Genomic DNA, 19369 nt, shown 5'->3' with positions numbered 1-19369 from the left:
TTCTGGATAGAAAGTAAGACCCCGCCCCCCTCCCCACAAGGGGGAGGGGCTTAACTTGCAGTACCGCCTCATCTTACTCAATGCAGAGCAAGCAGTGCTGTAGTTCGTCCAACATATCTAGGCGGAATTTTGGACCAAGGCGGGAGCCAAGTATTGGCCCCTCCCCCTTGTGGGGAGGGGTTTCGGGGCGGGGTCATGCTGTTAGCGCCCTAGCCAACATCATTCACCGCCGCCAAAAACCCCTGCATCCGCTCGTTCAGCCGCTGTACCTCGGCGGGCGTCATCTTCGAGCGCTCGATCAGCGTATCCCCGAGACACTTGCTCTCGCCGAGCAGCTTGCGGCCGGCGTCGGTGAGAAACACATTCACCTGCCGCTCGTCTTCCTTGCTGCGCCGGCGCTCCAGCAGGCCCGCTTGCTCCAGCCGCTTGGCGGGTGGCGTCACGGTGCTTGATTCGAGCGCCAGGCGATCGGCAATGGCGCCGATCGTCAGCCCGTCATGCTCGTCGAGCGCGCTCAGCACCAGATATTGCGGATAGGTGATGCCCATCGCGTCGAGCATCGGCTTGTACATGCGGCTGACGGCCATGCTGGCCGAATAGAGCGTGAAGCACAGCTGTTCGTCGAGGGGGCGGGGTGAGGCTCTGGTCATCGTGAAACCCGTGTGTTGGTTCAATGTGAATACGATATCACAAAAAATAATATCGCGATAAATAAAATACTGGACAGGTCCAGAATCTTGCTTTATGCATATCGATATCGCGATATCAAATATCGCGGCATACATGGAGACGGCAATGTTTGAGACAAAAGCGACACGTAGAAATGTCATGAAAGCAGGGCTCGGATTGATTGCCGTTGCCACTGTTTCAAATTTCCCCCAACCTGCCCAGGCCGCTTCCCACACCGCCAACAAGGAGCACACCACAATGTCAGACGGCTTTGTCACCACCAAGGACGGCACACGCATCTATTACAAGGACTGGGGTCCTGGGGATGCACAGGCGATCGTCTTCCATCACGGCTGGCCGCTGTCGGCCGATGACTGGGACAACCAGATGCTCTATTTCTTCGAGCAGGGCTATCGCGTGATCGCGCATGACCGGCGCGGCCATGGCCGTTCGACCCAGACCGCCTATGGCAACGAGATGGACACCTATGCCGCCGATGTCGCCGAGGTCGTCAAGCATCTCGACCTCAAGAACGCGATCCATGTCGGCCATTCCACAGGCGGCGGCGAAGTCGCTCGCTATGTCGCGCAATATGGCGGTGGCGGTCGTGTCTCCAAAGCGGTCCTGATTGGTGCCGTGCCGCCAATCATGGTCAAGTCGGAGAAGAATCCGGGCGGCCTGCCGATCGAAGTCTTCGATGGCTTTCGGTCCGCGCTCGTCGCCAACCGCGCCCAGTTTTATCATGATGTCGCTGCCGGCCCGTTCTACGGCTACAATCGACCGGACGCCAAGGTGTCGCCTGCCGTGGTCGAGAATTGGTGGCGCCAAGGGATGATGGGCGGCGCCAAGGCCCATTACGATTGCATCAAGGCCTTCTCGGAGACGGACTTCACGGAAGACCTGGAGAAAATCGACGTGCCGGTGCTCGTCATGCATGGCGACGACGACCAGATCGTGCCAATCGCTGATTCCGCGCATCTAGCCATCAAGCTGCTCAAGAACGGCAAGCTCAGCGTCCACAAGGGCCTGCCGCATGGCATGGCCACGACGCATCCCGAGATCGTCAACGCGGACCTCCTGGCCTTTTTCAAGTCCTGAGCTATTCACAACGAAGAGGCGCCGGTCGTGAGACCGGCGCCGTTTGCATTCAACCAGTCGCGAGCCTTCAGGCTGCGCCGCGCCGGGCGTCGATGCTCCACGGGCCTGGGCCTGCGAAGACGAAATACAGGAACAGGAAGCAATAGAGGATCGCCGCGTCACCGCCATTGTTGACGGGGAAGAAATTCTGCGGTGCATGTGCGAGGAAATAGGCGGAGGCCATCGCGCCGGAGGCGATGAAAGCCGCGGGGCGGGTGAACAGACCGATCGCGATCAGCGCACCGGCAATCAGTTCGATCACGCCGGCATTCCAGCCCATGGAAAACATCGGCGGGTTCATGTCGCCCGCGGGAAAGCCGAGCAGCTTCTGCGTGCCATGCGCCATGAAAATCAGGCCGGCAACGATGCGGACGATCGAGAGCACGCGCGGCGCCCAGGGGTTGAGAGTGTTCGAGATGGCCATGGGAGCTCCTTGCAAATCTTGGCTGCGATTCTCCACTTCCTCTTAGTCACACCGCCTCGCGGTGTCATGGGGCGCCGTCATCACTTCTGATAAGATTTTCGTGAGCGGCTTGTTCCCGTTTCCTCAAGCAAATTCCGGCGATTAGGCCTTTGTGCCGGAAAGATGCCGGAATTCGGCGACGACCCGGTCATAGACGTTGCGCTTGAAGGCGACGATCAATCCGGGCAGATCCTCCATCGGCTTCCAGGCCCATTCGTCGAATTCCTGCTCGTGGCCGCCGGGCGGTGGGGCGATCTGGATCTCGCTGTCATCGCCGGTGAAGCGGAAGGCGAACCAGGCCTGCGTCTGGCCGCGATACTTGCCCTTCAGCCCGATGCCGATCAGTTCAGGCGGCAGGTCGTAGTTGATCCAGCCCTTGGTGCGCCCTAACAGCGTCACCGTCGTCATGCCGGTCTCTTCATGGAGTTCGCGGTAGGCGGCCTTTTCAGGATCCTCGCCCTTGTCGATCCCGCCCTGCGGCATCTGCCACAGCTGCGGCGAGCCGTCATATTCCGAATTGCCGATCGGCGTGCGGCGCCCGGCCCAGACAAGACCCTCTCGGTTCAGCACCATGATGCCGACGCAGGGACGATAGGGCAGGTCTTCGGCGCGGATTTTGTTCTTCTTGGTCATCGGTCCCTCACGATTGGTGGCCGCCCCTCATCTGCCTGCCGGCATCTTCTCCCCGCAGGTGGGGAGAAGGGACGTGGAGCAATGTCGGCGCCCCCCAGCGCCCCCTCGCCCCGCTTCGGCGGGGAGAGGGTTGGGGTGAGGGGCAATTTTTCTAATTCGGCACATCCGCCAACACCGAAACCCCGACGATCTCGATGCCGCGCCCACCCGCCTCACGTGCCCATTCCGTGACCGCATCGACACTCTCGTCGAAGGCCGAGGCCACGCCGATGGCGGAGCCGTTCTTCATCGCCACGCGCTCGAGGTCGTCGAGCTTCTTGAGCACCGAGGCCTTGCTGACCTCCTGGTCGAGAATGACATCGGCAAAGGCATGCGGCGCGCTGAAGGCCTTGGCATAGGTGCCGGAGAGCGACTGCGCCGACGAGCCGTCGTCGAGGAACAGCAGGCCGCGATCGGCGATATCGCGCATCATGGGTTCCAGCGCCGGCGCATCGGCGAGGAAGCGGCCGCCGAGATAGTTCATGACGCCGGTGTAATTGGTCATCTTGCTCATCGCCTGATGCAGCCGCTTGATGTTCTTCGCCTCGGAATCGGTATGCAGCAGAGTGAGCGCGCCGGGATTGTTGTCGGGGTAGTCGAAGGGTTCGAGCGGCACCTGCAGCAGGATCTCGTGGCCGCCACGTCGCGCCTCCGGCATCCAGCGGAACAGCGAATTGCCGGTTGCGGCAAAGGCGAGCGTGATTTCCTCGGGCAGGGTATTCAGCGCCCGTTGGGTGCCGGTCTGGCTCAGTCCCAGGCCGCCAATGACGATGGCGATACGCGTGCCGCGAGCGCCCGACCATGGCCGGGCATAGCGATCGACCGGCCGCGTGCCGTCGGTGGCGACGATGGGCAGCTTGCCGTCCGGCGTATCCTCGATCAGGGCTTCGTCGGGAAAGGCCGCGGTGCGCTCGTCCTGCGCGTTTTGAGCCGTTGCGTCGATGACGACGGGGCCATCCTTGTCGCGGTTCTTCGGCGTGAACTTGGTGACGACAGAGCCATCGTCCATCACCTGGCGATCGACATTGGCGCCATCATGCGGCCGGGCGCGGACCAGCTTGTCGGCCTGGTCGGTATCCTTGGCTTCGGGCTGTTCCGCGACGACGGCCTCTTCGACCGGCTTGGTCTCGACAGCGGCGACTTCGGGCTTCCCAAGGTTTTCCTCTGGCCGCATGGCGAAGTAGACCGACAGGCCGACGACGAAGATGCCGCCAAAAACAGCGATGAACCGGGCGAGAGAAAAGAAGCCGGGCGATGGTCTCGCCGGCTTCCGGTTTTGTCCCAGTGGCGTATTGATGCCGCTCAATTGGCCGCCTGCACTCGAAATGAGAAACGCGGCGGGTGGACCCGCCGCGTGATTATCACAGCTTCTTCTGCTCGACCTCGACGGCCTTCTTCTGGTCCGGCGGGAAGGCTGCGTTGATTTCCTGGCCGCGCAGCAATTTGAGCGCGGCGGCAAGCTGCACGTCGTCCTTGGGATCCGGCGGCACATAGGCCTGCGAGCCGGAACCCTCGTCGTTCTCGTCCTGGCCCTTGATGTGACCCTTGAGCGAAGATTCGGCGGTCTTTTCCATCTTGCCTTGCAGTTCGGCAGGGATCGGCTGTTCGACGAGGATATCGGGCGAGATGCCGATGCCCTGGATCGATTTGCCCGACGGCGTGTAATAGAGCGCCGTGGTCAGGCGCAGCGCGCCGGAATCGCCGAGCGGGATGATCGTCTGGACCGAGCCCTTGCCGAAGGACCGCGTGCCGAGCACCGTCGCGCGCTTGAGATCCTGCAATGCACCGGCAACGATTTCAGATGCCGAAGCCGAGCCGCCATTGGTCAGGATGATCACCGGCTTGCCGTTGGAGAGATCGCCTTCGGTTGCCGTGAACCGGCGCGTTTCGCTTTCGATTCGGCCGCGGGTCGAGACGATCTCGCCCTTGTCGAGGAAGGCGTCGGAGACGTTGATCGCCTGGTCGAGAAGGCCGCCCGGATTGAGGCGCAGGTCGAGCACAAAGCCCTTGAGCTTGTCGTTCGGCACCTGGGCCTGGATCTTCTCGATGCCCTTCTTCAGGTCGTCGTAAGTCTTTTCGGTGAACGAGATGACACGGAGATAACCGACATCGCCCTCGACGCGGACCTTGACCGCCTGCACCGCGATGATGTCGCGCTTCAGCGTGATCTCGATCGGCTTGTCGGCGCCCTTGCGGATGATCGTGAGCGTGATCGGCGCACCGACCTCGCCGCGCATCTTGTCGACCGCTTCCTCGAGCTTCAGGCCGCGCACATCGGCGCCGTCGATCTTCGAGATCAGGTCGCCGGCCAGCACGCCGGCCTTGGAGGCGGGCGTGTCGTCGATCGGGGTGATGACCTTGACGAGATCCTGGTCCATCGTCACTTCGATGCCGAGACCGCCGAATTCACCCTTGGTCTGGGTGCGCATGTCGTCGGCATCCTTGGCATTCATGTAGCTCGAATGCGGATCGAGCGACGACAGCATGCCCGAGATCGCGGACTCGACCAGCTTCTGCTCGTCCGGCGGCGTCACGTATTGGGCGCGCACGCGTTCGAAAACCTCGCCGAAAATGCTCAGTTCCTTATAGGTCGAGGAGCCTGCGGCATTGGCCGGAATGCCGGCTGCATAGACGCCGACCATGGCGGTAGAGCCCAGAAGCGCGCCGAGAAGCACAAGAGAAGTTTTACGTAGCATTGCGTGCCTTTCCGAGGTCTTTGGCGGACCACCATGGTCGCGAATCGACCGGTTTTCCGTCCTTGCGAAATTCTATGTACAGTGTGGGCCGCTCGGTTTCCAGATGCATGCCCGCCGCACTTGCAATTCTCTTTTCACCCATCGTGCCGAGGGGTTCCCCCGCCACGGCGAACTGTCCCTGTCTTGCGGTCACCGAATCCATGCCCGACATGACGATGTGGTAGCCATCGCCCGCATTCATGATGATCATCTGGCCATAGCTCCGGAAGGGGCCGGCAAACATGATCCAACCATCGGCGGGTGCAGTCACCACCATTCCCGATTTGGCCGCTACGGTAATGCCCTGGGCAGGATGGCCTGTTCCGTCGTCATCACCGAAGACACGCAATACATCGCCGGCCACCGGCAGGTCGAGCTTGGCTTTCAACACCGAAAACGCATATGCGGGCGCAATACGGTTTTTGTCGGGCAAAGCGGGGTCCGCGTCAAGCTTGGCGCGCTCCGAAGCGGTCAGTTTCTGGCGTTTGGCCTCTTCCGCCTTCGCCGCTTCGGATGCCGCCTTTGCGGAGGCGATATCGGTTTCGAGCGAGGAAATCAGGCCTTCGAGGCTGGTCGCTCGGGTTGCGAGTTCCTCGGCCCGCTTCCTCTCGCTTTCGAGTTCGGCGCGGTTCTTCACATTCAGTTTATCGTTCTCGGCGGCGAGCAGCGTCATCTTCTGCTCTTCCTCGATCGCCAAGGCCATGGTGGTCACGTATTTCCGCCGTTCGGCGGCGATTTCGGTCCGGAGATCGGAAAGCGATTTCAGGTCGGCCGCCAGTTTCTCCGTCTCGCCGCGTATGCCGGGCACGACGGCACCGAGCAGGATGGCGCTGCGCACCGAGGACAGCGCGTCGTCGGGCGTCACCAGCAGCGCCGGCGGCGGGTTGCGCGCCATGCGCTGCAGCGCCGCCAGCACTTCCGCCAGCAGCCCGCGCCGCTGATGGAGCGAGGCTTTGACACCCTTTTCTTTAGCGGCCAGTCCGGTCAGCCTGTCCTCGTTGGCGATCACCTGGCGCTCGAGATCCTTGCGCTTGGCGGCGGACGCGACCAGCGCCTCGCGCAGACCGGACGTGGTCTTCTCGACGTCAGCGATCGAAGCTTCGAGGCTCGCCGCCCGCGCCTTTGCGTCGGCAATCGTCTTGGCCAGTTCGCGGAGTTCGCTTTCGGTGGCATTGCGCTTGATGGTGAGCACGCCGATCTGGCCAGTCTCGGTCGGGATCGGGTCCATTTCCTGCGGCACGGCAACGAGCGGCGACAGGCTGGCAATGCCGAAGACGGCCGCCGCCGCCATTCGCGCATATCGTCGCCGCCACACCGTGTTTTGCTTCGTCAAAGGCACACTCGCACTATCGGCGTCAAGTTAAGCTGATTTGCGGCAAGGGGGAAGGGCCAGTCCCAGGCGCCTCAAGCTTGACGAAAGCTAAAATCCGACGGATCGGATTAGGTGAAATTTTCAACCATTGCGCGACAAACCCTCATAGGCTGCATGAGGCGAAGGCAATTCCATGTCGATTTTTGGCGAATCCCGATTGGGGCGCATCGGATATATCGTGATCATTCTGCTGATGCTCGGCTTCGATTTCGCCAAACAGCCGATCGAGCGCTATATCGTGCGCCTGCAGGATGCGACCGCGGAGGAACTCCTGAAGCCGCGCAAGGTCACCAGTGACGGTTCCGCCGATGTGTCGATGATCAAAGACCGGCCGATGCCGTTCATGATGCAGGCGCACGAGGACATCGTGCGCGACATCGTCAAATCAGGCCGCAAGTACAGCAAGAAGGAACTCGAGGCGGTGATCAGCGCACGGCTGAAAGAGACACCACTGTCCTTCATGCCCAATCATAACGCGCCGAAGGAAGTCGTCGATCTCGCCAACCGTCATTCGGCGCTCAGCGCGCTCTATCCGATGGCAGTCATCGCGATGACGGCGATCACGATCATCACCTTGCTCTGGATGGTTTCCGCGCGGCTGAGGGATATCGGCTGGCCGCAATTCTGGTTGTTTGCAATCATCGCGCCGGTCTTCGTGCCGCGCTTGATGGCGCTGCCGCTGCCGGCGGAGATCGCGCAGGTGCTGGGCTGGCTCTTCTATTCCGGCATCGCTGTTCTTGCCTTCATCCCGGCTGGCGGTTTCGCCTCGGGGCCGCCGCCGCCGACGGCCGCCACGGTCCAGCCCGTGACGGTTCGGCGCCAGTCTGGTCAGTTCGGCAGATTGGGAACGTAGCTTATCGTTCCGGCTGCTTCGGATGTTCGTGTGTCAACGACGTCACCAGCTCTTCAGCGTCGATCTCGAGCGGCCGCTTGTATATCCTCTCGAACAGAATGTGCGCCATGGCGTCGCCGCGCCGGCCGATGCCGGCACAATCGGCCTTGTAATTCATGAGATCGCCCCTTTCCCATGGCGCGTCCGAGCCAATGATCACGATGCGCCACGCGCATGCGGCGACCATGTTCACCTTCACCGCGCCGTCGCATCCAAATCTGAGGCAGAAGGCGACGTTGCGTTGCGCGGCGTACTCTCCCCGGTGCGCTCTGGTCCAGTCGTAGACGAATCGGCCCCGCTGCACCCTGCAATAGGGAACATCCTTGGCCGTCGTGCACGACCGCAGCTGAGGGTTCACGCCCTGCGCCGCCGATGCCGGTACGCCCGACATTAATGAGAGGGCGATGCACGATCCCAGAAATCTCATCATATTACCGCCAGTTTCCTTCAAAGCTGTCCATTTCCAAAACTTAGACTGCAATGCCGCGACACGCCAGCACCACACGCGCGGTCGTGACGCCCCGCTCCTCGCCCGGGTCATGGCGGGTGCGCTGATCACACGCGATGGTAAGGATGCCCTGACAATATCGTCACCGCGCGATAGAGCTGCTCCCCCAGCATCACCCGCACGAGCTGGTGCGGCCAGGTCATCTTGCCGAAGCACAGCATATGTGTGGCCTTCGTGGCGAGTGCCGGGTCCAATCCGTCCGGCCCGCCGATGGCGATCACCAGCTCGCGCTTGCCCGCATCGCGGATGCCACCCAGCAGTTCGGCGAAGGCGGGGCTATCCATCGCCTTGCCGCGCTCGTCGAGCAGGATCAGCACGGCGCCATCGCCAAGCATTTTCTCGAGCGATGCCGCTTCCTCGCGCTTGCGGGTTTCGGAATTGCTGGCACGGCTTTCATTGATTTCGGTGATTTTGGCGAGTTCGAGCCCAACAGCGGGGCCGGTCTTGGCAAAACGGTCGAAATACCGTTCGGCAAGCTCTTTTTCGGGCCCGGCTTTCAGCCTGCCCACCGCGAATAGAGAAATCCGCACGATGGGCACCTCGATTTCGGACCAAATTTCTGCTCACGAAAGGAATGACCTTTCGAGATGCTTTTATCGCAACCGACCCGCTTCGAAAAGCAGGCGAGATACGATCAGTGCAGCGTTCCCTCGTCCATATCCGGCGCGGCCCACATCTTTTCGAGATTGTAGAATTCGCGGATTTCCGGGCGGAAGACGTGAACGATAATGTCACCGGTGTCGATGAGCACCCAGTCGCCGGTCTCAAGGCCCTCGATGCGGGCATTGCCAAGGCCACCAGCCTTGATGTCGTCGAGCAGGTGTTCCGCAATCGCGGTCACATGGCGATTCGAGCGCCCGGAGACGACGACCATGTAGTCGCCCAGCGCGGATTTGCCAGTGATGTCGATCGAGGTGACGTTTTCAGCTTTTGAGTCTTCGAGGCTTTCGAGGACCAGCTTGAGAGCGTTGGCCGCAGCGTGTTCGCTACGCTCCATGCTCCGGGAGTATGCGTATGACGCCACTCCTTTCGCGTGTACTGTTGTCAGAGAATTGTCCTTTCTATCCTTAACAGTCATGCACCCGGCGCAGTCGCCCCGGATCATTAAAGATAGTCATCAAACCTTAAAACTTTCAAGACAGGCGGGTTAACTATTTAGCTTCATTCGTTAACTTCTCCAGCCTCGCGCAAGGAACGGGCTTTAGCCAATTCGGCTTTTTGTTGTGAAGACCCCGCCCCGAAACCCCTCCCCACAAGGGGGAGGGGGCAACCCGGCCTCGCCCCTTCAGCCAACTCGTGTGGCAGCAGGGTGCTGAGGCGTCGCTTTGGGCAGTGGGGGAGCGGCGCGTGAAGCCCCTCCCCCTTGTGGGGAGGGGTTTGGGGCGGGGTCTAAAAAACCAGCTCAGGCGCCGCCTAGGGAAGCATACCACCCAGCAACTTCGGGTCAGCGCCTGTTGCAATCGAGGCCTGCTTGATGAAGAAATTCTTCAATCCCGGCATGCGGTCCACGACACCCAATCCGAAGTCGCGGGCGATGCGGATCGGGGTGATGTCATTGGAGAACAGCCGGTTCAGCACGTCGGTGGTCACCCCCATGCGGAACGTGTCGAAGCGCCGCCAGGACTGATAGCGTTCCAGCACATTGAGCGCGCCGATATCGAGACCGAGCCGGTCAGCATCGACGATCGTCTCGGCGAGTGCCGCGACATCCTTGAAGCCGAGATTGAGGCCCTGGCCGGAGATCGGATGGATACCATGGGCCGAATCGCCGGCCAGCGCGACGCGATTCGCCACGAAGGCGCGGGCCAGCGTCAACCCGAGCGGGAAGGCCCGCCTGCCGCCAACGGCCCGAATCGGTCCCAGCTTGTGGCCGAAGCGGCGCTCCAGTTCTTCCTCGAAGACGAGATCGTCGGCCGCGACCAGCTTGTCGGCATCCGCCGTACGCTCGGTCCAGACCAGCGAGGATCGGTTGCCCGGCAGCGGCAGAACGGCAAAGGGACCGGCCGGCAGGAAATGCTCTTCCGCCACGCCGTCATGCGGGCGCTCGTGTTCGACTGTGGTCACGATGCCGGACTGGCCGTAGTCCCAATGCACGGTCTTGATGCCGGCGATGTCGCGCAACCTCGACTTGGCGCCGTCGCAGGCGACCAGCAGCCGCGCTTCCACCGTTTCGCCGGTGGAGAGCTTCGCGCTGACGGACACCGGACCTGCGGCGAATGTCTCGACGCTGGTCGAGAATTTCATTTCGACGCCGAGCGCTTCGGCCGCCTTGAGCAAGGGGCCGACCATGGCCGGGTTGGGGATCATGTGGGCGAAGGGCTCGTCTTTTCCGACTTCGCCATCGAATGTCAGGAAGACTGGCCGCACCGGGTCCGATGTCCGGGAATCGGTGATGATCATCTTGTTGATCGGCTGTGCATGCGGCAGCATCTCGTCCCACAGGCCGAGCGCGGCCAGCATGCGCGAGGCCGCCGCCGCGATTGCCGAAGCCCGGCCATCCCGCTGCCAGGCGCCATCCGGCGCGCCATCCGCCACCATGATCTTGAGATGCGGTGCGGCCTTCTTGATCGAGACAGCAACGGAAAGTCCGACATATCCGCCACCGGCAACCAGGATGTCCAGCATGTCCAACTCCTTGAATTTTCCCGGCTTGCGGCCGTAGTTTCAGGGAGTATAGAGGAAGTCCAATCGTGACGGAACTATGGAGGGCAGTTCATAATGCCGCGCCCCGACAATGCCCTTTCGGAAATGCAGAAGCTGGTCGGCATTCTGACGCTTGAGAAAATCGAGGAGAATCTGTTCCGTGGCCGAAGCCCGGATTCAAGCTGGCAGCGGGTCTTCGGCGGGCAGGTCATCGCCCAGGCGCTGGCCGCGGCCAACCAGACAGTGGTCGAGGATCGCTTCGTACACTCGCTGCACAGCTATTTTCTCCGGCCAGGCGATCCCACTGTCCCCATTCTCTACGAAGTCGAGCGGATTCGCGACGGCGGCAGCTTCACCACCCGCCGGGTGGTAGGCATCCAGCATGGCAAGCCCATCTTCACCCTGTCGGCGTCCTACCAGGTGGATGAAGCCGGGCTTTCGCATCAGGTCGAAATGCCCGATATTCCACTGCCGGAGGATCTGCCGCGCCCGGAAGAGCTCTACGAGACCTATCTGGAAGATGCGCCGGAACATGTGCGGCGATTCTGGCTTCGCGAGCGGCCGGTGGAAATCCTGCCGGTTTCGATGGAGCATTATGTCTCCGACAAGCCGCTGCCGCCGGTCCAGCACATCTGGTTCAAGGCAAATGGCCAGGTGCCCGAGGAGCGGGCGATCAAGTCGGCCGTCCTCGCCTATCTCTCCGATCTCACCTTGCTCGATACGACGCTCTTTCCGCATGGCATGTCGATCTTCGATCGGTCGATTCAGGGTGCTAGCCTCGACCATGCGATGTGGTTTCACGCGACGCCCGATTTCGACGAATGGCTGCTCTATACCCAGGACAGCCCGTTCTCCGGCGGCGCTCGCGGCCTCAGCCGGGGTTCGATCTTCAGCCGCTCGGGCAGGCTGATCGCCTCGACCGCGCAGGAAGGTTTGATTCGGAAACGTGCAACTGATTAATCTTTGCGCAATTCGGCGATTCTGCGCATTTTTTACTCAACTGACATTTCCAGATGTGCCCGTTTTTTAGGGCCTCGAATTTTATCCGTTAAATTTCAGTTACTTACTCTTCCGATCCGAAACTGGCACGGGGCTTGTATTCAAGATGCAAGTCACGGGAGGGCGAACATTTCCCGCGATCACGCTAGAGGCGGTCACCCGCCGGAATTATTCGTCAAAGGATGGGAAACCAGATGAAAATAGTGATGGCTATTATCAAGCCGTTCAAGCTGGATGAAGTGCGCGAAGCGCTCACCGCTGTCGGCATCCAGGGCCTCACCGTAACCGAAGTCAAGGGTTACGGCAGGCAGAAGGGGCATACGGAAATCTACCGCGGTACGGAATACGCCGTCAGCTTCCTGCCGAAGCTGAAGATCGAAATCGCCGTGTCCTCCGAACTCGTCGACAAGACGGTCGAGGCGATCGCTGGGGCCGCCAAGACCGGCCAGATCGGCGACGGCAAGATCTTTGTCTATTCGATTGACCACGCCGTTCGCATCCGCACCGGCGAAACCGATTCCGAAGCGCTCTGACGGCCGCACATTTGCAGGGGAGTTCTACCTGATGTCACTTTCGAAAATTACAAACCCAATAAGCACAGCCTGGCTGACGCTCGGCGTGACGCTGGCGCCGGCCATTGCCTTTGCGCAGGATGCCACAGCGCCTGCCGCACCGGCAGCCGCGCCGACGCCCGACAAGGGCGACACGACCTGGATGCTCATTTCTTCCGTTCTCGTCCTCCTGATGACCGTACCGGGTCTTGCGCTCTTCTACGGCGGCCTCGTGCGCGCCAAGAACATGCTGTCGGTCCTGATGCAGGTGACCACGATCGCCGCCGTCGCGATGATCGTCTGGATCTTCTACGGCTATTCGATGGCCTTCACCGACGGTGGTGGCCTCAACAGCTATGTCGGCGGCTTCTCCAAGATGTTCCTGGTGGGTGTCGATCCCTCGACGATCGTCGAAACCTTCTCGCGCGGCGTCGTCATTCCGGAATACACGTTCGTCGTGTTTCAGATGACCTTCGCGGCCATCACCCCCGGCCTGATTATCGGCGCCTTCGCCGAACGGGTGAAGTTCTCCGCCGTGATCCTCTTCACCATCCTCTGGCTGACCTTCGTCTATTTCCCGATCGCCCATATGGTCTGGTGGTGGCCTGGTCCGGAATTCGCCTCCACGAATCCGGCTGAGGCAACGATCGCCGGTGCCGGCTTGATCTGGGCCTTCGGCGCGATCGATTTCGCCGGTGGCACGGTCGTCCACATCAATGCCGGCATTGCCGGTCTCGTCGGCGCCTACATGGTCGGCAAGCGCACGGGCTTCGGCAAGGACATGATGGCACCGCATTCGATGACGCTCACCCTGGTCGGCGCGGGCCTGCTCTGGGTCGGCTGGTTCGGCTTCAATGCCGGCTCCAACCTCGAAGCCAACGGCTATGCAGCACTCGCCATGATCAACACCTTCGTCGCCACTGCGGCCGCCGTCCTCTCCTGGTCGGTCGTCGAAACGCTGGCGCGGGGCAAGGCCTCGATGCTCGGTGCCGTCTCGGGTGCCGTCGCCGGCCTGGTCGTGATCACGCCGGCCGCCGGCTTTGCCGGTCCGATGGGTGCGGTGGTGATGGGCCTCGTCGTATCTCCGGTCTGCTACTTCTTCGTCTCGACCGTGAAGAACAAGTTCGGCTATGACGACTCGGCCGACGTCTTCGGCATCCATTGCGTCGGCGGCATCATCGGCGCGCTGCTTACCGGCGTGTTCGTCAACCCCGCCCTGGGTGGCGCCGGTATCGTCGACTACGTCGCCAATGCCTCGGTTTATCCGGGCACCGGTACCCAGCTCTGGGCGCAGTTCAAGGGCGTCGTCGTGACGCTGCTGTGGTCCGGCATCATCTCGGCGATCCTCTACAAGATCATCGACCTGACCGTCGGCCTCAGGGTTCCGGCCGAAGCCGAGCGCGAAGGTCTCGACCTCGCCTCGCATGGCGAAGCCGCCTACCACAACTAAGAGCTTGCGGCGCGGAACAATCCGCGCCGCTCAACATCCCGTCGCGGATTATGATCCACATATTCCGCCCTTGGCCCGGCAAGCAATTGCCGGGCTCTTTTATGTCTGTCCCGCGCAGTTGGATCACAAAGCCTCAACCCGACAGTATCGCTTGCCTGTAGCTCTGTGCGCTGCAATATGTGCTCGCGTCGGGCCGCCATGTCCCGCCCAGAGGAAATTCGATGCCCGCGATCCTTGGCGCCATTGCCGCCGCCCTCATTGCATTGACGATTTCGGTGAAGGCGTTGGGCGGCGAATATTGGCTGGTCGATCTGGTCACATTCTTCTGGCCGGTGGCGGCGCTTCTGGCCGTCGTGCTGTTCCTGTCCACGCTTCTTGTTCCGAGCAAGGCGGCCAGGCTGCTTGCGATTCTCGCCGTCGCGGTGACCCTCTATCCGATATTCTCGCTGCCGCCGGCGCCGGATGCCACGGCGGGCAACCGGCTGAGGGTGCTGACGGCCAATCTTCTCAACGAGAACCGCGACACTGCCTCATTCGTCGCGCTGCTCACCCGCGAGCAGCCGGATATCGTGGTCACCCAGGAAACCCGAAACCTTTTCGTGGAAGCCATCCGGGGCTCCGGGCTCTATCCGTTCGAAAGCACGGGAACGGTGTCGGCGAATGACGACAAGAAGGTATTTTCCCGCTACCCGATCCGCGAGCAGGCACGGATCAGCGACGCGCCCGGCACGCCCGTGCTGCGGCGCCATCCCATGCGCCTGGTGATCGACGGACCCGATGGCCCGATCGTCCTCTACGCCATCCATCCGGATACTTCGCGCAGCCTCCGTCAATGGCACAGCAGAAATGCCTATCTCGACCTGCTCGCCAACGCCGTTCGCCGGGAAGCCGACAATGCCGCTGTCATCGTGGCGGGCGACTGGAACGTGCCGGCCTATTCCGTGTTCTTCGACCGCTTCTTCGAAAAGACCGGCTATCGTTTCGCACGGCCCGGCTGGTATCTGCCGGTGACCCGCTTCTGGACGCGCGCCAAGAGCTTCGTCTATTTCGGCTCGACCATCGATCACGTCGCCGTCTCGCCGCAACTGCGCGTCACGGACTGGCGCCGGGGCCGCGATATCGGTTCCAATCATCTGCCCGTGATCGTCGATATCGCCATGCCGGCCGGCAATGCGGTGGCGCGCAATTGATTGCCGATGCCGCCGCCTATTTCGGGCTGTTCCTTGCCGCACTCGCCGCTGGTTCCATCCTGCCGGTGCCGTCGGAAGCGGCCCTCGTCGCGATCATCCTGACATCGGACCATCCGGTCTGGATTGCCGTTGCCGTCGCCACGGTGGGCAATGTGATCGGCTCGATGATCAACTGGACCCTGGGACGCGGGATCGAGCGACTGCGCGGAACCCGCTGGTTCCCCGCCTCGGAGGCGTCGATCGAGCGGGCAGGACGCTGGTATCACAAATACGGTCGCTGGTCCCTGCTGCTCAGCTTCGTGCCCATCATCGGCGATCCACTCACCATCGTCGCAGGCGTGATGAAGGAGTCGCCCTGGTTCTTCTTCATTGTCGTGACGATCGCCAAGCTCGGTCGCTATGTCACCGTCGCGGCCCTGACATTGGGTGGAACCTGACGCTAGGTCAGGTCCCACGCCCGAAGCAGATGCACCCAAAAATAGTCAGCGATACTACCATCTGACCCCCTTTCTAGGGATGGCCTAACTTTGCGGAAAATGTCATAGCCGATGCGCCGAGCGGACGACTGACGTCGTGGGCGCTCTACCCCTAATCAGCGCTATCCTGCAGCCCTGCAAGGATCGCTCGGCCAGTCCTCTCTCCAAGGAACCCCCTATGCCGGTCATCTATCGTGATCCCTGGTGGGAAATAGACGATTCCGATCACCGCGACGGGTTGCAACGCCAATATGGCCGCGAAATCGGAGCTGAGCACATCTTGTGGGGCGCCGGAGGAGTTGTGGTCGGCAAGTGCGACAGCAACGATGATGTTCTCGTGGCGTTGCCGGAGGGACGCTTGGCTATCGTCCATCTCACATGGACATCGAATCCCGGTGGTGCGACTTGGCCGACGACAACAATCTATGACTCGGCGGCAGCGATATCCGCCGCGATTGCCGAAGACCACGCCAGCTACCAATAAGGCTTCGCCTCACGTCTCCTGGCTGTCGATAATCCCCTTGGTGACCGATCCCTCGGCGGGATAAAGCGGGATCAGGCAGGCCTGCAGTGCGTGGTAGATGTCGCCCTTACCGGCGAAGATCGTGTGCGCTGGCTCGAGATCCTCGCTCAGTTCCTCGTGCCAGCCGCCATGCTTGCGGTCGAGGAAATGCGCGGCGATCGTGTCCCAGATCAGCCGATAGCTGCTTTCGTGCATGTCGGATGGCACATGGCCGTTGAGGAAGGCGCCGGCGCCAACTGCCTCGGCCATCGGCCACCAGAGCTTGGAGCGCTTGGCAGGTTGGTCCGCCCAATCGAGCGTGTAGAAGAAGCCGCCTTGTCTGTGATCCCAGCCGAGCGCCATGGATTGGGCGAACAGCTGTTCGGCGGCTTCCGGCATCCAGGTCTTTTCCTTGCCGCCCAGCGCGTAGAGTTGCAGGATCAGCCGCGCCCATTCCAGCCAGTGGCCGGGCGTGGTGCCGGAGGGGCGGAACATCTCGTTGCCGCGATAGTCCTTGAGCAGGTTCCAGTTCTCGTCGAAATGCTCGCCGACCCGGAAGCCAGTCTCGCGCGCCTTGCGATTGATGATGAGATCAGCGATCCGCTCGGCGCGCTCGAGATAGAGATCCTCGCCGGTCGCCTCATAGGCCGACATCAGCGCCTCGGTCAGGTGCATGTTGGAGTTCTGGCCGCGATAGCCGGGGATCGGCGTCCAGTCGGGCTCGAACTCTTCGGCGATGGCGCCATGCTCCTCGTCCCAGAATTTGGTTTCGAGGATCTCGGTCACGTCGTCGATCATCTCATCGGCGATCGGATGGCCAACCAAGGAAGCCGACGAAGCCGCCAGCAGCACGAAGGCATGACCGTAGCCCTGCTTTGTCGCATCCTTCGGCCCGTCATTGCCCATCGTCCAGAAATAGCCGCCATGCTTGCGGTCGCGATGGTGGTTCCAGAGATAGTCCATGCCGTGGTCGATCAGTTGCGAACAACCCGGCCGGCCGAGCAGATGGCCGATCACCATGCAATGGACCATGCGCGCCGTGATATGGATACCGCGCGCCGGATCGTCGCCGCCAAGCGGATTGCCTAAATCGTCGAATTCGTAGAACCCGCCCTTCGGGTTGATCGAGCGATGCTGGAAGAATTCGAACAGGCGATTGGCCTCTCCGGTCAGCCAGTCGCGATGGGTGGCGAGAGAGATCCAGCTTTGAGCGGTCATGGTGTTAATCCCCGGTAAGAATGACTTGCCTATGCGATCTCTCGGCCGGCCCTTCGGGCGGCCTTCCTGATTCAGGCTGCGGCGTTATGCTCTTCTTTCGCCGCTTGCCACACTTCCCTCGCCGCGTCCAGATTCATGGCTGCGATTGCAAAGCCGACGATCAGGTCGGGCCATGCAGCATGCCAGAGATAGGCCGTCACCAATCCAGCAGCGATGATTGCAACATTGGCAAAGGCGTCGTTGCGTGCCGACAGGAACGCGGCCCGCGTCAGAGAACCGCCGGCATGGCGGTATGCGGCCAGGAGATAGGCGCAACCCAGGTTGACCGCCAACGCGCCGAGTCCCGCGAGTGACAAGGCAAAGGGCGCAGGCGGAACGGGATTGAAGAACTTCTGCCATGCGATCCACAGGAAGGCCAGAGCCGGTGCGAGCAGTATGGCCGCCATCGCCGCACCGACCCGAGCACGATTCCTGGCCGACCACGCCATGGCAAAGAAGATGAGGATATTAACGGAAGCATCCTCGAGAAAGTCGGCGCTGTCAGCCAACAGCGACGCGGAGCCGATGGTCAGCGCGACGCTGAACTCCACCCCGAAATAGGCCAGATTGGCAAATGCGACGATCATCACGGCGCGTCGCAGACCGGCATCCGGACTTTTCATGGCCGCGAAGCTAACGGAACGGATTCCGCTTGGCAAACACTGTTCAAGCCGAAAGGTCGGCCAGCCTGCTCTCCGCCAGCCGCACCCAGTAGGATACGCCGTGCGGAATTACCTCGTCGTTGAAATCGTAGCTGGCATTGTGCAGCGAGGCGGTGTCGCCGTTTCCGATGAAGATGAAATTGCCCGGCCGGGCGTTCAGCATGTAGGAAAAATCCTCGCCGCCCATCGTCGGATTGATGTCCGGATCGACATTGACCAGTCCCGCCACGTCGCTGGCGGCACTGAGCGCCACGCCGGTCTGCTCGCCATGGTTCCTGGTTACGGGATAGCCGGTATTGATCGAGACCGAGGCTTCGCCGCCAAGCGCCGACGCCATGCCCTCGGCGATTTCCTTGAGCCGCTTCTTGGAGAGTTCCCGCATCTCGGCATTGAGTGTGCGGATCGTGCCGGCAAAGCTCGCCTCGTTCGGAATGACGTTGGAGGCATCGCCCCCCTTCAGGATCGTCACGGAGATGACCGAGGATTGGAGCGGATCGACATTGCGCGATGCGATTGTTTGCAGCGCGGTGATGATCTGGGCGGCGATCACCACCGGATCCACGCCCTGGTGCGGCATGGCGGCATGCCCGCCGCGTCCCTTGACCGTCACGTGGAACTCATCGGTGGATGCCATGATCGGGCCAGCACGCGTGGCGAACTTGCCCAGTTCCAGACCTGGAAGGTTGTGCATGCCATAGACTTCGGAAATGGCGAATCGCTCCATCATCCCGTCCTCGACCATCTCGCGGCCGCCGCCGCCACCTTCTTCCGCCGGCTGGAAAATCACCGCGATGGTGCCTGCGAAATTGCGCGTCTCGGCGAGGTATTTCGCCGCACCCAGCAGCATGGCGGTGTGTCCGTCATGGCCGCAGGCGTGCATGTTGCCCGCTGTCTGCGACGCCCATTGCTTGCCGGTCTTCTCGGCGATCGGCAGCGCGTCCATGTCGGCGCGGAGCCCGACGGTCGCGCCCGCGCCGCGATTGCCCTTGATCAGGCCCACGACGCCGGTGCGGCCAAGGCCTGTCACGATCTCGTCGACCCCGAATTCACTGAGCTTGGCCTGGACGAAACCGGCGGTCTTGACCACGTCGAAACCCAATTCCGGCATCTGGTGGAGTTCGCGGCGCCACGACGTGATTTCGTCATGCATCTCGCTGGCACGGTTTATGATCGGCATTCTCGCTCACCTGT

At 61.7% G+C, this 19369-nt stretch carries 21 protein-coding genes; 8 read left to right on the top strand and 13 right to left on the bottom strand.

Annotated elements, in window-relative coordinates:
- Positions 1-209 precede the first annotated feature (209 nt).
- Positions 210-650: a MarR family winged helix-turn-helix transcriptional regulator gene (locus IHQ71_RS23420; RefSeq protein WP_258158810.1), complete on the bottom strand. Its 441-nt coding sequence runs from the start codon at positions 648-650 to the stop codon at positions 210-212.
- A gap of 277 nt (positions 651-927) precedes the next feature.
- Between IHQ71_RS23420 and IHQ71_RS23415 the strand changes: the two genes are divergently transcribed.
- Positions 928-1767 (top strand): alpha/beta fold hydrolase, encoded by an 840-nt coding sequence (locus tag IHQ71_RS23415; RefSeq protein ID WP_258158809.1) that lies wholly within the window; start codon positions 928-930, stop codon positions 1765-1767.
- Between the two features lie 67 nt (positions 1768-1834).
- Here IHQ71_RS23415 and IHQ71_RS23410 read toward each other — a convergent pair whose 3' ends face one another.
- From IHQ71_RS23410 to IHQ71_RS23390, 5 genes are all read right to left on the bottom strand, one after another.
- Positions 1835-2230 (bottom strand): DoxX family protein, encoded by a 396-nt coding sequence (locus IHQ71_RS23410; RefSeq protein WP_258158808.1) that lies wholly within the window; start codon positions 2228-2230, stop codon positions 1835-1837.
- A 141-nt stretch (positions 2231-2371) separates the two neighbouring features.
- Complete coding sequence (locus IHQ71_RS23405) at positions 2372-2902, bottom strand: RNA pyrophosphohydrolase (RefSeq protein ID WP_258158807.1); 531 nt, start codon at positions 2900-2902, stop codon at positions 2372-2374.
- Positions 2903-3053: 151 nt separating this feature from the next.
- Positions 3054-4247: a divergent polysaccharide deacetylase family protein gene (locus IHQ71_RS23400; RefSeq protein ID WP_374989909.1), complete on the bottom strand. Its 1194-nt coding sequence runs from the start codon at positions 4245-4247 to the stop codon at positions 3054-3056.
- Between the two features lie 55 nt (positions 4248-4302).
- Positions 4303-5637 carry a S41 family peptidase gene (locus IHQ71_RS23395; RefSeq protein WP_258158806.1) on the bottom strand — a complete coding sequence of 445 codons (1335 nt, stop codon included), beginning with the start codon at positions 5635-5637 and terminating at the stop codon, positions 4303-4305.
- Positions 5627-6967, bottom strand: a complete 1341-nt coding sequence (locus IHQ71_RS23390) for a murein hydrolase activator EnvC (RefSeq protein ID WP_258158805.1) — start codon at positions 6965-6967, stop codon at positions 5627-5629. The genes IHQ71_RS23395 and IHQ71_RS23390 overlap by 11 nt, the downstream gene beginning before the upstream one ends.
- A 214-nt stretch (positions 6968-7181) precedes the next feature.
- Here IHQ71_RS23390 and IHQ71_RS23385 point away from each other — a divergent pair, with 214 nt between their 5' ends.
- Positions 7182-7901, top strand: a complete 720-nt coding sequence (locus tag IHQ71_RS23385; RefSeq protein ID WP_258158804.1) for a hypothetical protein — start codon at positions 7182-7184, stop codon at positions 7899-7901.
- 1 nt (position 7902) lies between these two features.
- Here IHQ71_RS23385 and IHQ71_RS23380 read toward each other — a convergent pair whose 3' ends face one another.
- From IHQ71_RS23380 to IHQ71_RS23365, 4 genes are all read right to left on the bottom strand, one after another.
- Complete coding sequence (locus IHQ71_RS23380; protein ID WP_258158803.1) at positions 7903-8370, bottom strand: hypothetical protein; 468 nt, start codon at positions 8368-8370, stop codon at positions 7903-7905.
- A gap of 125 nt (positions 8371-8495) precedes the next feature.
- Positions 8496-8978, bottom strand: a complete 483-nt coding sequence (gene rlmH / locus IHQ71_RS23375) for a 23S rRNA (pseudouridine(1915)-N(3))-methyltransferase RlmH (RefSeq protein WP_258158802.1) — start codon at positions 8976-8978, stop codon at positions 8496-8498.
- 104 nt (positions 8979-9082) lie between these two features.
- Complete coding sequence (gene rsfS, locus IHQ71_RS23370; protein ID WP_258158801.1) at positions 9083-9553, bottom strand: ribosome silencing factor; 471 nt, start codon at positions 9551-9553, stop codon at positions 9083-9085.
- Between the two features lie 308 nt (positions 9554-9861).
- Positions 9862-11073, bottom strand: a complete 1212-nt coding sequence (locus IHQ71_RS23365; RefSeq protein ID WP_258158800.1) for a ubiquinone biosynthesis hydroxylase — start codon at positions 11071-11073, stop codon at positions 9862-9864.
- Between the two features lie 93 nt (positions 11074-11166).
- Here IHQ71_RS23365 and tesB point away from each other — a divergent pair, with 93 nt between their 5' ends.
- The 6 genes from tesB (at position 11167) to IHQ71_RS23335 (ending at position 16241) form a co-directional block, all read left to right on the top strand.
- A complete protein-coding gene (gene tesB / locus IHQ71_RS23360) occupies positions 11167-12051 on the top strand; it encodes an acyl-CoA thioesterase II (RefSeq protein WP_258158799.1) in 885 nt (294 codons plus the stop codon).
- Positions 12052-12272: 221 nt separating this feature from the next.
- A complete protein-coding gene (locus IHQ71_RS23355) occupies positions 12273-12623 on the top strand; it encodes a P-II family nitrogen regulator (protein WP_308737879.1) in 351 nt (116 codons plus the stop codon).
- A gap of 31 nt (positions 12624-12654) precedes the next feature.
- Positions 12655-14091: an ammonium transporter gene (locus IHQ71_RS23350; RefSeq protein ID WP_258158797.1), complete on the top strand. Its 1437-nt coding sequence runs from the start codon at positions 12655-12657 to the stop codon at positions 14089-14091.
- Between the two features lie 221 nt (positions 14092-14312).
- Positions 14313-15281, top strand: a complete 969-nt coding sequence (locus IHQ71_RS23345) for an endonuclease/exonuclease/phosphatase family protein (RefSeq protein WP_258158796.1) — start codon at positions 14313-14315, stop codon at positions 15279-15281.
- Positions 15281-15718 (top strand): YqaA family protein, encoded by a 438-nt coding sequence (locus tag IHQ71_RS23340; protein WP_258162931.1) that lies wholly within the window; start codon positions 15281-15283, stop codon positions 15716-15718. The genes IHQ71_RS23345 and IHQ71_RS23340 overlap by 1 nt, the downstream gene beginning before the upstream one ends.
- Positions 15719-15935: 217 nt before the next feature.
- Entirely contained in the window at positions 15936-16241 is a 306-nt protein-coding gene (locus IHQ71_RS23335; RefSeq protein ID WP_258158795.1) for a hypothetical protein, read from the top strand.
- Positions 16242-16250: 9 nt separating this feature from the next.
- Here IHQ71_RS23335 and IHQ71_RS23330 read toward each other — a convergent pair whose 3' ends face one another.
- The 3 genes from IHQ71_RS23330 to IHQ71_RS23320 all read right to left on the bottom strand — a co-directional run bounded on the left by IHQ71_RS23330 (position 16251) and on the right by IHQ71_RS23320 (position 19355).
- Positions 16251-17477: an AGE family epimerase/isomerase gene (locus IHQ71_RS23330; protein WP_258158794.1), complete on the bottom strand. Its 1227-nt coding sequence runs from the start codon at positions 17475-17477 to the stop codon at positions 16251-16253.
- A 71-nt stretch (positions 17478-17548) separates the two neighbouring features.
- Positions 17549-18103, bottom strand: a complete 555-nt coding sequence (locus IHQ71_RS23325) for a cation transporter (RefSeq protein ID WP_374989908.1) — start codon at positions 18101-18103, stop codon at positions 17549-17551.
- 79 nt (positions 18104-18182) lie between these two features.
- A complete protein-coding gene (locus tag IHQ71_RS23320) occupies positions 18183-19355 on the bottom strand; it encodes a M20 aminoacylase family protein (RefSeq protein WP_258158793.1) in 1173 nt (390 codons plus the stop codon).
- Between the last annotated feature and the right edge of the window lie 14 nt (positions 19356-19369).

The sequence above is a fragment of the Rhizobium sp. TH2 genome, from assembly GCF_024707525.1.
Lineage (GTDB): Bacteria > Pseudomonadota > Alphaproteobacteria > Rhizobiales > Rhizobiaceae > Rhizobium_E.
This window is presented reverse-complemented; position numbering and strand designations above follow the sequence as displayed.

Excerpts from the sequence above, each read along its gene's own strand:
- IHQ71_RS23350 (WP_258158797.1), top strand. The coding sequence starts at position 12,655 with ATGTCACTTTCGAAAATTACAAACCCAATAAGCACAGCCTGGCTGACG.
- IHQ71_RS23365 (WP_258158800.1), bottom strand. The coding sequence starts at position 11,073 with ATGCTGGACATCCTGGTTGCCGGTGGCGGATATGTCGGACTTTCCGTT.
- IHQ71_RS23325 (WP_374989908.1), bottom strand. The coding sequence starts at position 18,103 with ATGATCGTCGCATTTGCCAATCTGGCCTATTTCGGGGTGGAGTTCAGC.
- IHQ71_RS23405 (WP_258158807.1), bottom strand. The coding sequence starts at position 2,902 with ATGACCAAGAAGAACAAAATCCGCGCCGAAGACCTGCCCTATCGTCCC.
- IHQ71_RS23395 (WP_258158806.1), bottom strand. The coding sequence starts at position 5,637 with ATGCTACGTAAAACTTCTCTTGTGCTTCTCGGCGCGCTTCTGGGCTCT.
- IHQ71_RS23345 (WP_258158796.1), top strand. The coding sequence starts at position 14,313 with ATGCCCGCGATCCTTGGCGCCATTGCCGCCGCCCTCATTGCATTGACG.
- rsfS (WP_258158801.1), bottom strand. The coding sequence starts at position 9,553 with ATGATCCGGGGCGACTGCGCCGGGTGCATGACTGTTAAGGATAGAAAG.
- IHQ71_RS23390 (WP_258158805.1), bottom strand. The coding sequence starts at position 6,967 with ATGGCGGCGGCGGCCGTCTTCGGCATTGCCAGCCTGTCGCCGCTCGTT.
- IHQ71_RS23420 (WP_258158810.1), bottom strand. The coding sequence starts at position 650 with ATGACCAGAGCCTCACCCCGCCCCCTCGACGAACAGCTGTGCTTCACG.
- IHQ71_RS23380 (WP_258158803.1), bottom strand. The coding sequence starts at position 8,370 with ATGATGAGATTTCTGGGATCGTGCATCGCCCTCTCATTAATGTCGGGC.
- IHQ71_RS23385 (WP_258158804.1), top strand. The coding sequence starts at position 7,182 with ATGTCGATTTTTGGCGAATCCCGATTGGGGCGCATCGGATATATCGTG.
- IHQ71_RS23335 (WP_258158795.1), top strand. The coding sequence starts at position 15,936 with ATGCCGGTCATCTATCGTGATCCCTGGTGGGAAATAGACGATTCCGAT.
- IHQ71_RS23320 (WP_258158793.1), bottom strand. The coding sequence starts at position 19,355 with ATGCCGATCATAAACCGTGCCAGCGAGATGCATGACGAAATCACGTCG.
- IHQ71_RS23410 (WP_258158808.1), bottom strand. The coding sequence starts at position 2,230 with ATGGCCATCTCGAACACTCTCAACCCCTGGGCGCCGCGCGTGCTCTCG.
- IHQ71_RS23330 (WP_258158794.1), bottom strand. The coding sequence starts at position 17,477 with ATGACCGCTCAAAGCTGGATCTCTCTCGCCACCCATCGCGACTGGCTG.
- IHQ71_RS23355 (WP_308737879.1), top strand. The coding sequence starts at position 12,273 with ATGGGAAACCAGATGAAAATAGTGATGGCTATTATCAAGCCGTTCAAG.
- tesB (WP_258158799.1), top strand. The coding sequence starts at position 11,167 with ATGCCGCGCCCCGACAATGCCCTTTCGGAAATGCAGAAGCTGGTCGGC.
- IHQ71_RS23415 (WP_258158809.1), top strand. The coding sequence starts at position 928 with ATGTCAGACGGCTTTGTCACCACCAAGGACGGCACACGCATCTATTAC.